Source organism: Bradyrhizobium sp. AZCC 1588 (assembly GCF_036924735.1).
In the GTDB taxonomy this organism is placed as follows: Bacteria; Pseudomonadota; Alphaproteobacteria; order Rhizobiales; family Xanthobacteraceae; genus Bradyrhizobium.
Genome location: NZ_JAZHSC010000001.1, coordinates 6,582,285 through 6,595,986, shown reverse-complemented (window position 1 = coordinate 6,595,986; position 13,702 = coordinate 6,582,285). Strand labels below are relative to the sequence as shown.

General features: G+C 61.8%; 12 protein-coding genes and 2 pseudogenes. 5 read left to right on the top strand and 9 right to left on the bottom strand.

Annotated features, from left to right (window positions below; all coding sequences use genetic code 11):
- Nucleotides 1–201 precede the first annotated feature (201 nt).
- Both V1277_RS35110 and V1277_RS30705 read right to left on the bottom strand, forming a co-directional pair.
- A pseudogene (locus tag V1277_RS35110) lies at nt 202–324 on the bottom strand (DUF2306 domain-containing protein); the annotation flags it as partial.
- Between the two features lie 239 nt (nt 325–563).
- On the bottom strand, nt 564–1,052 hold the full coding sequence (locus V1277_RS30705) for a single-stranded DNA-binding protein (protein ID WP_057841921.1): 489 nt from the start codon (nt 1,050–1,052) through the stop codon (nt 564–566).
- A gap of 506 nt (nt 1,053–1,558) precedes the next feature.
- Here V1277_RS30705 and V1277_RS30700 point away from each other — a divergent pair.
- From V1277_RS30700 to uvrA, 3 genes are all read left to right on the top strand, one after another.
- Nucleotides 1,559–2,308, top strand: a complete 750-nt coding sequence (locus tag V1277_RS30700) for an outer membrane protein (protein WP_334375248.1) — start codon at nt 1,559–1,561, stop codon at nt 2,306–2,308.
- Nucleotides 2,309–2,675: 367 nt separating this feature from the next.
- A complete protein-coding gene (locus V1277_RS30695) occupies nt 2,676–3,416 on the top strand; it encodes an outer membrane protein (RefSeq protein WP_334419469.1) in 741 nt (246 codons plus the stop codon).
- Between the two features lie 253 nt (nt 3,417–3,669).
- Nucleotides 3,670–6,651 carry an excinuclease ABC subunit UvrA gene (uvrA, locus tag V1277_RS30690; RefSeq protein WP_334419468.1) on the top strand — a complete coding sequence of 994 codons (2,982 nt, stop codon included), beginning with the start codon at nt 3,670–3,672 and terminating at the stop codon, nt 6,649–6,651.
- 172 nt (nt 6,652–6,823) lie between these two features.
- Here the strand turns inward: uvrA and V1277_RS30685 are convergent, their stop codons facing one another.
- From V1277_RS30685 to V1277_RS30670, 4 genes and pseudogenes are all read right to left on the bottom strand, one after another.
- On the bottom strand, nt 6,824–7,039 hold the full coding sequence (locus V1277_RS30685) for a PRC-barrel domain-containing protein (protein ID WP_334419467.1): 216 nt from the start codon (nt 7,037–7,039) through the stop codon (nt 6,824–6,826).
- A gap of 333 nt (nt 7,040–7,372) precedes the next feature.
- Nucleotides 7,373–7,660, bottom strand: coding sequence for a HigA family addiction module antitoxin (locus tag V1277_RS30680; RefSeq protein WP_334419466.1), 288 nt, complete (start codon nt 7,658–7,660; stop codon nt 7,373–7,375).
- A gap of 5 nt (nt 7,661–7,665) precedes the next feature.
- Nucleotides 7,666–7,953, bottom strand: a complete 288-nt coding sequence (locus tag V1277_RS30675) for a type II toxin-antitoxin system RelE/ParE family toxin (RefSeq protein WP_334419465.1) — start codon at nt 7,951–7,953, stop codon at nt 7,666–7,668.
- 115 nt (nt 7,954–8,068) lie between these two features.
- Nucleotides 8,069–8,843: pseudogene (locus tag V1277_RS30670) on the bottom strand (AAA family ATPase).
- A 79-nt stretch (nt 8,844–8,922) separates the two neighbouring features.
- Between V1277_RS30670 and V1277_RS30665 the strand changes: the two are divergent.
- Both V1277_RS30665 and V1277_RS30660 read left to right on the top strand, forming a co-directional pair.
- The gene (locus V1277_RS30665) at nt 8,923–9,246 is read left to right on the top strand and encodes a hypothetical protein (RefSeq protein ID WP_334419464.1); all 324 of its coding nucleotides are present in this window, start codon (nt 8,923–8,925) and stop codon (nt 9,244–9,246) included.
- 336 nt (nt 9,247–9,582) lie between these two features.
- Nucleotides 9,583–10,251, top strand: coding sequence for an outer membrane protein (locus tag V1277_RS30660; protein ID WP_334420497.1), 669 nt, complete (start codon nt 9,583–9,585; stop codon nt 10,249–10,251).
- Nucleotides 10,252–10,377: 126 nt separating this feature from the next.
- On the opposite strand, the gene V1277_RS30655 is transcribed toward V1277_RS30660, so the two are convergent.
- The 3 genes from V1277_RS30655 to V1277_RS30645 form a co-directional block, all read right to left on the bottom strand.
- A complete protein-coding gene (locus V1277_RS30655; RefSeq protein WP_334419463.1) occupies nt 10,378–11,235 on the bottom strand; it encodes a PCC domain-containing protein in 858 nt (285 codons plus the stop codon).
- Between the two features lie 4 nt (nt 11,236–11,239).
- Nucleotides 11,240–12,877 (bottom strand): acyl-CoA synthetase, encoded by a 1,638-nt coding sequence (locus V1277_RS30650; RefSeq protein WP_442894539.1) that lies wholly within the window; start codon nt 12,875–12,877, stop codon nt 11,240–11,242.
- A gap of 307 nt (nt 12,878–13,184) precedes the next feature.
- Nucleotides 13,185–13,586 carry an SPW repeat protein gene (locus tag V1277_RS30645; protein ID WP_334419460.1) on the bottom strand — a complete coding sequence of 134 codons (402 nt, stop codon included), beginning with the start codon at nt 13,584–13,586 and terminating at the stop codon, nt 13,185–13,187.
- Nucleotides 13,587–13,702: the final 116 nt, after the last annotated feature.

Here is a 13,702-nt window from a genome sequence, read left to right as displayed (position 1 = left end):
GGGAATCCAGTCAGTTCTCAGCTAAGAATCATATAGCGCATCGAGGGTCCGATAACCACCCCGAAGCTGTCGGGAGGAAGCTGTTTTTCCGCTCGTTTTTTCATGGACTTACCGGGATCGGAGACAGCTCTCCCGAACCCTGCCGGAACCGCCATTTCAGGACCTGAAGGCAGTGTCAAAAACGATGTTCCCACGGTCGGCCTAATGGCCAAAAACCACCGCATGCATGATCCGTCCCGGCAGGAAGGTGAACAAGCCGGCGACGACGAGCGCTCCAAGGAAGATCGACACCATCGCTTTGCGGTGACCGCCGACATTGTGCCGGACCAGATCCGGTTGGCGTTCAAGGCTGCAGCAGCTTAAGCGAATTACCTCATGCGAATATTAATAGCATGACGGCTGAGCGAGCCGACCGGGCACTCGGATCGCGACGCGCCTGTAGACAGGATTTCAGCCGGCGGATTCTTGCGGCGGTACATTGGTCGTAAAGCAGGCGTCAACGTCCGTTCCCGCAAGCGAATTTCTTGCTAGCCGAAGACCCTGCTCTCGAACGGAGTAAGGCCCTAGAACGGGATGTCGTCGTCCATATCACTGTTGCGACTGCCCGCCGCGACTGCCCGCCGCGGCGCGGAGCTAGCCGGACCGCTCGAGCCGAAATCACCGGAATCATCGGAGCCGAAGCTGCCGCCCCCGCCGCCACTGCGGCCGTCGAGCATGGTCAGGTTCGAGTTAAAGCCCTGCAGCACGACCTCGGTCGAGTATTTGTCGACGCCGCTCTGATCGGTCCATTTGCGGGTCTGCAACTGGCCCTCGATGTAAACCTTGGCGCCCTTCTTCAGATATTGTTCGGCGACCTTGCAGAGCCCCTCGTTGAAGATCACCACGCGGTGCCACTCGGTCTTTTCCTTGCGCTCGCCGGTGCCTTTGTCGCGCCAGGTCTCCGATGTCGCGATGCTCAGATTGGCGATCGGCCGCCCGTCCTGTGTCCGCCGGATTTCAGGATCCTTGCCGAGGTTGCCGACCAGAATCACTTTGTTCACGCTTCCCGCCATCGCCGCTCTCCACTCGATATCGCCGGCAAAAATCACTGGTCCGGCCCGCTTCCGTGCCGCCCATCTTCAATTCTTGACCTGTCGCTTGTCCGTTTCCGCGTCCGCTCCAGGACATCCGGACCCTATACACCGACAGGCCCCGCTGACTTGGCGATCCCTCGGCAAGTCGCCGGTTATCCACATATAGCATCGCCTACGCGCGCGTTCCAGCTTTGTTCCGCAAACAGCTCACGTCTGCCCGGCTGCGGTCCTGCAATCTATGGGCGAACCCCGGGAACTCACGGGGGAACCGAAAGAGACGAAATGGAACCCGAAAGTTCCCGTCTCGGTTCCAATTATACCAGATAAATCATAAGCTTCGTTCCATAAACTTGGTTGGCGGCTGTTGCATCCGGGACACGCCATTTCCGCGCGAGTCGCGCTATACAATTCTCCAGCGGCGCGGGCGCTCGCGTCACAACAACGCTTCAGGCCTAGCGGGAAGCGGACAAAACTGGGGAAAGATCATGAAGAAGTATCTGTTAGCTACAGTTGCTCTCATTGCGTTCGCTGCACCCGCGGCGGCGGCCGACCTCGCTGCGCGTCCTTACACCAAGGCGCCGCCAGCCCCGATCGCCGCCGTGTACGACTGGAGCGGCTTCTACATCGGCGCCAACGGCGGCTGGGGTACGAGCCAGAAGTGCTGGGACCTCGTGACGGTGGGCGGCGCGTTCATCGCGGACGAGGGTTGCCATGACGCAGACGGCGCCACCGCCGGCGGTCAGATCGGTTATCGCTGGCAGGCCGGCACCTGGGTGTTCGGTCTTGAAGGCCAGGGCAACTGGGCCGACTTCCGGGGCAGCAATGTGAGCCTGATCGATCCGACGCTCCGCAACGAATCGCGCATCGATGCGTTCGGCCTGATCACAGGCCAGATCGGCTACGCCGCCAACAACGTTCTGTTCTATGTCAAAGGTGGTGCGGCCGTTACGGCGGATCGTTTCCGCCAGTTTGATGTTCCCACCGGCGTCCTAGTTGCCGCCACCGGGGATGACACTCGTTGGGGCGCCAGCGTCGGCGCGGGCATCGAATTCGGCTTCGCTCCCAACTGGTCGGCCGGCGTCGAGTACAATCACCTGTTCATGCAGGACCGCACCCACGACTTCGTCACACCGGCCGGCGTCCTCTTCGGCACCGACCGCATCAGCCAGGATGTCGACCTCGTGACCGTTCGCGTCAACTATCGTTGGGGTGGCCCGGTCATCGCGAGGTACTGATCGCAACGCCAGCGCGGAACTACGGAAAGGCCGGCTTCACGCCGGCCTTTTTGTTTGGCTGCTGATACGATCAGGACGTCGACATGGTCACCGCGCGCATCAGCGTAAGTTCGGCGGCCCGGTGATCGCCAAGTACTGATCGTGGACGTTTTCGACCCGACGCTGAAAAGGCCGGCCCCGCGCCGGCCCTTTGTTTTGGTTGTAGCTCGGCACAATTGCTGCCCGCTGCGGTTGTGTCGCCCACGATTTTGACCCACATGTGGTATTCCGGCGACAGCATTTTTCGGGAACTTCGCGCTATATCGCCAAGCAACCTCAAATTGACGGCTGAGGAAAGTTGCGTTGGAGCCGCGAAAGGAAAAAGAAAGTGAAAAAGATTCTACTGACCACCACTGGCCTGATCGCGCTTGGTATGGCGCCCGCGATGGCCGCCGATCTCGCTGCCAGGCCCTACACCAAGGCGCCGCCGATGGCGGTTGCGGTGTACAACTGGAGCGGCTTCTACGCCGGCGTTAACGGCGGCTGGGGATCGAGCCGACAGCGTTGGGACGAGACCACTTTCGGCGTCGCTCCGATGGGCAGCCATGACGCAACCGGCGGCACCGTCGGTGGTCAGATCGGCTACCGCTGGCAGGCCGCCTCGTGGGTGTTCGGCGTGGAAGCGCAGGGCAACTGGGCTGACTTCCATGGCAGCAATGCGATCCCGCTTCTTCCGGCGTTCACCAACGACACGCGTGTCGATGCCTTCGGGTTGTTCACCGGTCAGGTCGGCTACGCAGCGAACAACGTCCTGTTCTACCTCAAGGGCGGCGCCGCCGTGACCTCCGATCGCTACCGTTTGCTTACGACCGGCACCGGTGTCTCGCTCGCCAACAGCGTCGATGACACCCGTTGGGGTGGTGTCGTCGGCGTTGGCCTGGAATATGGCTTCGCCCCGAACTGGTCGGCCGGCATCGAATACAATCACATGTTCATGCAGGACAAGACCTATAACTTCGTGAGCAACGGCGTCGTTTTCCCGGCTGGCACAACGGTGGCCCAGACCCGCATCCGTCAGGACGTTGATGTCATCACCGCTCGCATCAACTACAAGTTCGGCGGGTACTGATCTCCACGTCACCTGAGTTCCCAAGATTGAGAAAAGGCCGGCCTTGCGCCGGCCTTTTTTTGTGCGCCACTGCTGACGGCTGCTGCCAAAACGCTGATGACGCAAAACAATCCGTTGATGATTCGCGCGCGGCACTGGAAATTCCCTGCCGTTCTTCCTATGTTCCGACTTTCAATCAACGGCGCCTGATCCCGGCCTTGCCCGGCGATGCGCGCCCAACGCGGCGCGTAATCGCGCGTCTGGAAATGCCGATATGGATGAAGTGCTAAGGGCGAAGCGCCAACAGAACGCCGGCTCCGCATCGCGTGCGATTACCATCCGCGGTGCGCGCGAGCACAATCTCAAGAATGTCGATCTCGAGATTCCCCGCGACAAGCTCGTCGTGTTCACCGGCCTCTCCGGCTCCGGCAAATCCTCGCTCGCCTTCGATACCATCTATGCCGAGGGCCAGCGCCGCTACGTCGAGTCGCTCTCCGCTTACGCGCGTCAGTTTCTGGAGATGATGCAGAAGCCGGATGTCGATCAGATCGACGGCCTGTCTCCTGCGATCTCGATCGAGCAGAAGACCACCTCGAAGAACCCGCGCTCCACGGTCGGCACCGTCACCGAGATCTACGACTACATGCGCTTGCTATGGGCGCGCGTCGGCGTACCCTATTCGCCGGCCACCGGATTGCCGATTGAAAGCCAGGTCGTCTCGCAGATGGTCGATCGCGTGCTGGCGCTGCCCGAAGGCACCCGGCTCTATCTGCTGGCGCCGGTCGTGCGCGGCCGCAAAGGCGAGTACAAGAAAGAGCTCGCCGAATGGCTCAAGAAGGGTTTTCAGCGCGTCAAGATTGACGGCACCTTCTATGAGCTGTCGGAGGCGCCGACGCTCGACAAGAAATTCCCGCACGACATCGACGTCGTGGTCGATCGCATCGTGGTCCGTTCCGATCTCGGCCAGCGGCTCGCCGAAAGCTTTGAGACCGCGCTGAAGCTCGCCGAGGGACTCGCGGTGATCGAATATGCCGACGCGCCGGCGGGCGCGCCTGCGGCCGAGGACAAGAAGAAAACCGCAAAGATCCACGACAAGAGCGGGCCGGAGCGGATTCTGTTCTCGGAGAAATTCGCCTGCCCGGTTTCCGGATTCACAATTCCTGAAATCGAGCCGCGGTTGTTCTCGTTCAACAATCCCTATGGCGCCTGCCCCGCCTGCGGCGGCCTCGGCATCGAGCAGCACATCGACGAGGACCTCGTCATTCCCGACAAGGAATTGACCTTGCGCAAGGGCGCAATCGCGCCCTGGGCCAAGTCGTCCTCGCCCTATTACATCCAGACGCTGACCGCGCTCGGAAAGTTCTACAAGTTCACGCTCGACACCAAGTGGAAGGACCTGCCGAAGAAGACGCAAGGAGCCCTGCTGCACGGCTCCGGCGACGACGAGATAAAATTCTCCTACGAGGATGGCGTTCGCTCCTACGATACCAAAAAGCCGTTCGAGGGCGTCATCACCAACCTCGAGCGCCGCTACCGCGAGACCGAGAGCGAATGGGCGCGCGAGGAGCTGGCAAAGTATTTCTCCGATATCCCCTGCGAGGCCTGCAAGGGCCATCGGCTCAAGCCGGAGGCGCTCTGCGTCAAGATCGGCGGCAAGCATATCGGCGAGATCTCGGAAATGTCGGTGAAGCGCGCCGGCGAATGGTTCGAAAGCGTACCGAAGGCGCTCAACGACCAGCAGAATGAGATTGCCGCGCGCGTCCTGAAGGAGATCCGCGAGCGGCTGTCCTTCCTGCTCGACGTCGGCCTGAATTACCTCACGCTCTCGCGCTCTTCCGGCACGCTCTCCGGCGGCGAAAGCCAGCGCATCCGCCTCGCTTCGCAGATCGGCTCGGGGCTGACCGGCGTGCTCTATGTGCTGGACGAGCCCTCGATCGGCCTGCACCAGCGCGACAATGCGCGCCTGCTGGAGACGCTGAAGCGGCTGCGCGACCTCGGCAATACCGTGATCGTGGTCGAGCATGACGAGGACGCGATACGTCTGGCGGATTACGTGCTCGACATCGGCCCCGGCGCCGGCATGCATGGTGGCCATATCGTGGCGCAAGGCACGCCCGCCGACATCATGCGGAATCCAAAATCGCTGACTGGCAAATACCTCACCGGCGAATTGTCGGTGCCGATCCCCGAGCGCCGGCCGCCGAACCATCGCCGCACCATCAAGGTCGTCAACGCCCGCGGCAACAATCTGAAAAACGTCTCGGCGGAAATTCCGTTGGGGCTATTCACCTGCGTCACCGGCGTTTCCGGCGGCGGCAAGTCCACGCTGCTGATCGACACGCTCTACCGTGCCATCGCGCGCAAACTCAACAACGCCAGCGAAGGCGCCGCCCCCCATGACCGCATCGAGGGGCTGGAGCATATCGACAAGATCATCGATATCGATCAGTCGCCGATCGGCCGCACCCCGCGCTCCAACCCTGCGACCTATACCGGCGCCTTCACCCCGATCCGCGAATGGTTTGCCGGCCTGCCCGAAGCCAAGGCGCGCGGCTACGAGCCCGGCCGATTCTCCTTCAACGTCAAGGGCGGCCGCTGCGAGGCCTGCCAGGGCGACGGCGTCATCAAGATCGAGATGCACTTTTTGCCCGACGTCTACGTCACCTGCGACACCTGCAAGGGCAAGCGCTACAACCGCGAGACGTTAGAGGTCCTGTTCAAGGGCAAGTCGATCTCGGATGTGCTCGACATGACGGTGGAAGAAGCCGCCGAATTCTTCAAGGCGGTGCCGCGCGTGCGCGAGACGTTCAAGACGCTGCACCGCGTCGGCTTGGACTATATCCACGTCGGCCAGCAGGCGACGACCTTGTCCGGCGGCGAAGCCCAGCGCGTCAAGCTCGCCAAAGAGCTCTCAAAGCGCGCCACCGGCCGCACGCTCTACATCCTGGACGAGCCGACGACGGGCCTGCACTTCCACGACGTCGCAAAGCTTCTGGAAGTGCTCCACGAGCTGGTCGCCCAGGGCAACACGGTGGTCGTCATCGAGCACAATCTCGAAGTCATCAAGACCGCCGATTGGGTCATCGACCTCGGCCCCGAAGGCGGCGACGGCGGCGGCGAAATCGTCGCCTGGGGCCCGCCGGAGGACATCGTGAAAGCGCCGCGGAGCTATACGGGGAAGTTTTTGGCACCGGTGCTGAAGAAGGCGGATGGCAAGCCGCGGAAGAGCACCAGCGCGAGCGAGGCGGCGGAGTAGCGACGCCGACGTAAGATCGGTAGAGCGAAGCTCTACCCTCCCCACACCCGCACTCTCCGATCGTCGCTACACCCCCCAATAATGCGGATGCGGTCGCGAGCGATCGCCCCAAGTCGTCAAGCTCGGACGTCGTCATCGAGCTCGGACGGGCCGGCGCGCAGGTCCTCCAGTGTCACGTCGGATTGGTAGGCCTGACGCGCGGGATCAAATCGCGGATCGGACAATGATGGTGGCTGCCGAGCAGTCCGCCAGTTTTGATCACGGCGTAGGCAACCATTCCGCTCACCTTGTCGAGCATCAGCCGCTCGATCGAGCCGAGTTTTGTGCCGTCGCGCCCATAGACGTTTACGCGCTCGACGCGATCACTGGGCACCAGGGTATGAGGCATGGCGTCCTCCCTGTTTTCCCTTGTTCGGCCGATATAATAGCACAACCAAGCCCGGAGTAGATGATCCAGCCTGCGACAAAGTCTGCAGCGGTGTAGAGCCAACGAGGCCGGCCGACAGGCCGGATCCGTTGGCTCACCTCAAATAGTCCTGCCGGGCCCTCACCTCACTTGCCTGTTGCCAACCTCGCTTCCCAGCGACGCGGCGATCCGCTCCAGAAAATCATTCATGCGCCGCTTCTCGGCGACCTGTCGCTCGAAAATCTCGATTATCGTCGCTGTGGACGAGCTGCGCGCTTGCGTGCTGCTCCGGCGCGATAAGCGGAACCAAACATCTCACGCAGCGTCCGCAGGCCTGACGCGCTTCGCGATCTCCGCGCCCTTCTCGCGCTCCACCACGCTGATGTCATATTGGCCTTGCAGATCGAGCCAGAACTGAGCGCTATTGCCAAAATAGCGGCCGAGCCGAACTGCGGTGTCCGCAGTGATCGCGCGACGAAAATTAAGGATATCGGTAATGCGGCCTGAAGGAACGCCGATATCCAGCGATAGCCGATTTGCACTGAGCTTGCGGGCTGCCAATTCGCGTTTCAGCAGGCGGCCAGGGTGTACGACAGGAGACATAATCTTCAACCTTTGTGATAGTCCACGATTTCAACCTCGTGGGCGTCGCCTTTTCGAAATTCGAAACAAATGCGCCAGCGATCGTTGACCGTCATTGCCCATTGACCTTTGCGGTCGCCCTTAAGCTTGTGCAGGCCGACGCTTTTCAATGGACTTAGGTCGCCGAGCGATTTTGCAACATTCAGCGCCAGCAACAAATCGATGGCTGCTTCGAAATCAAGCCCGCGAAAGTGGTTCGGCCGGTCGCCCTCCCAAACCTTGCGGGTCGTCGAATTCCGCCACGACCTGATCATGGCGTAAACATACTACGAGAAGCGTTGAACCTCAAGAGCGATCCCCCATCCCTTGCCCTTTGTCACTGTAAGTGTGACGGCGGGTTTCGCTCACGCCCCACTCAGCCTACAACCTTCACTCCTCGATCGCCGCCTGCACGAATCCGTCCGGATCGTCGCAAAATTCGCGCAGGACCTTGTAGTGGTCGGTCTCGCGTACCGTCACCGGCTCCAGCCCATATTTCGTCAGCCGCAGCAGCGTCGCGTTTGGATAGGCCATCAGGACAGGCGAATGGGTGGCCATAATGATCTGGCAATGGCCGATCTGGTCCATCCGCCGCATCAGTTTCAGAAACTCGATCTGGCGCGATGGCGAGAGCGCGGATTCCGGTTCGTCGAAGATGAAGATGCCCTGCCGCTGGCAGCGCTCTTCGAAGAAGCGCAAGAAGCCTTCGCCGTGCGAATGAGATAGGAAGTCCGGCGGTGGCGGGCCCAAATGGATCGTCCAGCGCCGCCTTGTCCAGATATCTTGCAACCGAGAAGAAACTCTCGGCACGGAAGAACCATCCGTTGGTAATCCTCGGTAGCCAGCTTGCCCGAAGCGCCGCCGAGAGACTGCCGCCCATCTTCTCCAGCGCGTCGGAGTGGTCGACCGGCATGTACCCCTTGCCGCCGCCGGCTTCATCATAGCCGGCGAGCACGGCAATGCCTTCGAGCAAGGTCGATTTCCCGGTGCCATTCTCGCCGACGATGATCGTGATCGCCTTGCTGAAACTCAGTTCGAACTCATCGCGCAGCAGCGGCAGGCAGAACGGATAGGCCTCGCGGTTGGTGATCCGTGCCGGCTCCAGCCAGATGCGCTTGAGGTACGGCGCCGGCAGATTGATCGCACGATTGCGTTTGTAAGCCATGGTTCGCAGCCCCGCGGAACAAAGTCATTCGTAACGGTTATACAGACAATGCCGTACAATCCTAGATGGTATCCTGCCGATGCCGAGCGCCGCCTACACCCTCTTCCGCAATGCCATCCTCGGCGAGCAGCAGGTCGTCTGCGTCTATGACGGCCGCCTTCGCGAACTATGCCCGCACATCATCGGCACCAACAAGAGCGGCGAAGAGGTCGTGCTGGCCTGGCAGTTTGCCGGCGAAAGCAGCGGCCCGCTGCCGCAATGGCGCTGCCTGAAGCTCGCGAATGTCAGAAATCCGCGCACGCGCGAGGGCCGCTGGCATGAGGGCCGCTCGCATCGCACGACACAGACCTGCGTCAACGAGATCGATCTCGACATCAACGTTCACGTTCGAAAGCGGCGCTAACACGAGCCTGCCTGCCCACCATCCTGCGAGGCGCGCGACTCTCTCTCGCAGATCGCGAACGCGTTTTACGCAACACGTCGCCGCACTGCTGTCGAAATAGCAACCTGTCCGCGCCAATCAGCGAACGCGCTTCGGTCCAATTTTTGCCGGCATGCATGACGTATGGTTAACCTGCGAGCGACGTTCTCACATCCGCGCAAACGTCGCTTGCAAACGGCTCTTTGGGGGCGCATTCGCGTCCGCTTTCCGAAAACGATACGTCACCATGCCGGTGCAATCGGTCCGCTATGGGGCCTGCAGGGGGTTATACGAGTGTTCAACTTCAGGGGACAAAATATGAAACGACTACTTTTAGCTGGTGTGGCTCTTTCGGTCGCGAGCGCGGCCTCGGCCGCCGACCTGCGGGCGCGGCCCTACGCCAAGGCGGCTCCCCCGGCGGCGGTGGTTGCGGCGTATAACTGGTCCGGCTTCTATATCGGCGCTATGGGTGGCTATGGCTGGGAGAGCGAGGGCGATGGCGGCGGCGGCTTCGGCGGCGGCACTATCGGCTACAACTGGCAATTCCCAGGCAGTCAGTTCGTATTCGGTGTCGAAGTGGACGCCGCTGGCGCCAGCATCAAGGACAGCCTCACCTTAGACAACGGCGCGGGCGTCCTGGCCACGGAGGAAATCAAGATCAACTCGTTCGGCAGCGTGACCGGCCGCGCGGGCTTCGCATTGGATGCGGCCCTCATCTACGCCAAGGGCGGTTTTGCGTGGGCCAACAGAAAGGACTCCGTTTCCATTCCAGCGCTCGGCGTGTCGATTTCGGATAGCCAGTCTCACACCGGATACACCATCGGCGGCGGCCTCGAATATTTGTTCACGCCGAACTGGTCGGCCAAGGCCGAATACATGTACACCAGCCTCGGCAGCGAGACCTATAATCTGGGCGGCGACGTGTTTGACTCCGGTACGGTCGACTTCCACACCATCAAAGTCGGCGTGAACTATCACTTCAGGTGAGGCGAGAAGTCGAGAACTGTAGGGTGGGCAAAGCGTAGCGTGCCCACCATCTGCAGATCGTGATGATGCCGGATGGTGGGCACGGCACTGCGTGCCTTTGCCCACCCTACGGCAGTCATGACGAGCTCACACCACCTCCAGCACCAGCTCCATTGTCATCAGCACGGGATTGTCGCCGCGCATCAGCCGGCCCTCGGCGATGTCGCCGAGATAATCGACCAGCGCGATATTGAGCTCAGCCTGCAGTATGCCGTCGGCGCCGGGCGCGATCATGCCGGCTTTGATCGCAAGCTCGGTCGCAAACGGCACCACGGTTCGGCCATCCGTGAAATGCGCGCCGATGGTGGAGCCGACGCCGCCGTGAATCCGCGCACGCAGGATTCCGTGCTGCCGGCAGAAAGTCTCCAGCGCCGCTGCAAAATCCTGGTTCGGCCGCAGCCGCAGCGCGAAGGCGCGACTGTCGGCTTTGACATCCGTACCGGCGCATGCCACCGGCCCGAACAATTTGAAATTGGTCTCGGGATCGGGCTCGGCCACAAACATCGCGCCGTCGATGCCGAATGCTTCCACCGCGAACGATTCGGCGACGATGCTTTCCTCGGGAAGAATGTGGCCGCCGTGCAGATGTCCGTCCGTCTCGGTCCACAGCCCGTGGCAATGGAAGAACGGCGCGCCGTCGCGCTCGCCGAGCGTCATCGCGCCGAGCTTCAGCCGCGTGATGCCGGCGGGCCGGAACGTGTCGCTGTAGAACGCGGCATTGGCGCCGGTCTTCGACAGCGCCGGCATCACATAGGCAAACGGCCCGAGTGCCCCTCCCCGCATGCTCAACACGCCGCCGGAAAATCCGGCCTCTGTAAAGCCGCGGCGCGCAGCCTCGAGCAGCGGCAGATCCGCCTGCAGCGTGAACGAGAACGCCCGCCCCTGCGCCTCGACCCATTGGATGCGCTCGGGCGCGGGCGGCCCGGGCTGCGCGATGCTGCGCATCGGCTCAGCTACCCGTTTTGGCAACAAGCTCAAGCAGTCCCCTCGCCTCCAGCTCATCGCGAACCAGCCGCTTCGGAATCTTGCCATAGCCGGATTTCGGCAGCGCCTCCCAGAAGAAGAAGCGCTTCGGCATTTTGTAGCGCGGCACCTTGGGCGCCAGGAATGCGGCAAGCTCCGCCTCGCTCACAGTAGTAGCGCCCTCGCGCGCGACGCAGACGGCGACCCCTACCTCGCCCCAGAACGGATCGGGCACGCCGAGCACCGCCACCTCGCCGATCGCGGGATGGGTGAGGATCTTCTCCTCGACCTCGCGCGGATAGATGTTGGAGCCGCCGGAGATGTACATGTCCGAGGCGCGGCCGGTGATGTAAACGAATCCCTCCTCGTCCATGTGGCCGAGATCACCGGTGCGAAACCAGCCGTCGCGAAACGCCTTCGCGTTGGCCTCGGGGTTGTCATAATAGCCGGCGAACACGGCGGGGCCGATCACGCAGATCTCACCGGTCTCGAACGGCTTGAGCTCGCGCCCGTCATCGCCCTGGATCGACACCTGCATGCCGGTGCGCTCGAAACCGCAGGTGCCGATGCGGGCCTGCGGGCCGTCCTCCGTGTCGTGCAGACTGGCCGGCATCACCGTGATGTTGCCGGTGACCTCGCCGAGGCCGAAATACTGCACGAGCACCTTGCCGAGTTTGTTCAGCGCGGCCTTCTGGTCCTCGCGATACATCGGTGCGCCGGCATAGATCACGAAGCGCAGCGAGGAATGATCATATTTGTCGACCGCCGGATGCTCGACCATCATCTTCAAAATCGTCGGTACGGTAAAGATGTTGCTGACGCGATGGGCCTCAATCAGCCGGAACGCTTCGGCGATGTCGAATTTTTCCGACGGCAGCAGAATGGTCGGTACGCCGCGCGCCGCCTGCACGAGCTGGTGCACGCCGGCGCCGTGCGACAGCGGCGCGACCACCAGCGAGGCATCCGTCTCCGTCGTGCCCGGCATCAAATCGGCGAGATGATTTGTCACCACAAAAGCCATCTGCCCATGGGTAAGAACCGCGGCCTTGGAGCGCCCGGTCGTGCCCGAGGTGAAGAAGAACCAGCAGGGATCGTCGTAGTCGACCGCCGCATTCTCGACCTTAGCGCCAGCATGCTCGGCGATCACGTCACTGACCGTCTTCTCGCCGAGGGCGCCCTCGCCGATCCGCCAGATGAATTCGAGCGCGGGATTGGCTGCCGCGGTAGCGTGATCGGGGAAATCACCATGGCACAAAAACGCCTTCGCACCGGAGGCGCTGGCGAGATAGGCGACCTCGTCCGGCATCAGGCGGAAATTGGTCGGCACCCAAACTGCGCCGAGCCGAAACGCCGCGAACATCGACCAGAACATCTCGTCGCAATTTTTGGAATGGACGAGAATGCGGTCGCCCTTGGCGATACCGCGCGCGGCGAGGCCTGCGGCCAGAACCGACACGGCACCATCGATCTCCCGCCAGGTCCAGGATTTGTCACCCCAAATGAAGCCAATGCGGTCGCCATGACGGCGGGCATTCTGGGTCAGCATATGCGCCAGATTCATCACCCGGCGCGACATCCGCGCGAGACCGCCGCGCGGAATAGGAATGGTCACCGTTTCAGTCACAGGGAATCAACCATCACGCTTCGGAAAACAGAACATCTCATGGCAACGATAGCAGAAAGGCCGCTGTGAGCTCAAATCCGCCGTCGCGGCTTACCGGCCATGATAGTCTCCCCGCCAGCGGGCCGACGTTACCATGATCCAGCCACGCGTTCGCGTCCACAAGCTCGCGCAAATGATTTTCGTCGGCCAATGGAAGATCGACCGACATCAAGGGTGCCGTCCGCGCCCCGCTTATCGTCTCATTCAAGTATTAGAATTGAATCGAGAGCCCGCCAGCCATGTGTGGAGCCGACGGGCTCTCCAGAATTTACTGCGGATGGTTGGCCAGTTCCTGCTCGCTCAAGCGCCAGTCCTGCCAGAGCTGAAGCGCGCCCAGCAGGACGACGATCCCACCGAGGGCGACGTGCCAGGCCCGAAGCATGTCGTCACCGGCATAGCCGAAGATGAAGGGCGAAGCGGCCAGCCAGAGGCCGAGCGCGATCTCCCCCACCTCCTCCCAGCGCTGCAGTGCGACATATTCGAGCTGGGCCAGACCGAAGACCAGCATACCGATCACGAACGTATTGAGGATCATGGTGCTACGTTCGGCGTCCATCACGTCGTGGCTGGAGAACGGAAACCACGGCGATACCACGATCAGCACGCCAAGCAGCATGCCTAACCAATCTTCCCACGTGCGATGCTTGCTGATGAAACCAAAGCCCGACATTGTAGACCTCCCCTTGAAAAGAGGCATACGTCGGCGGCCGCGATCACAGCATTTCCGATATCGAACCCAGACCCGGCCGCCCTAGCGGCGTATGTCATCCGAAAGACGTAGGAACC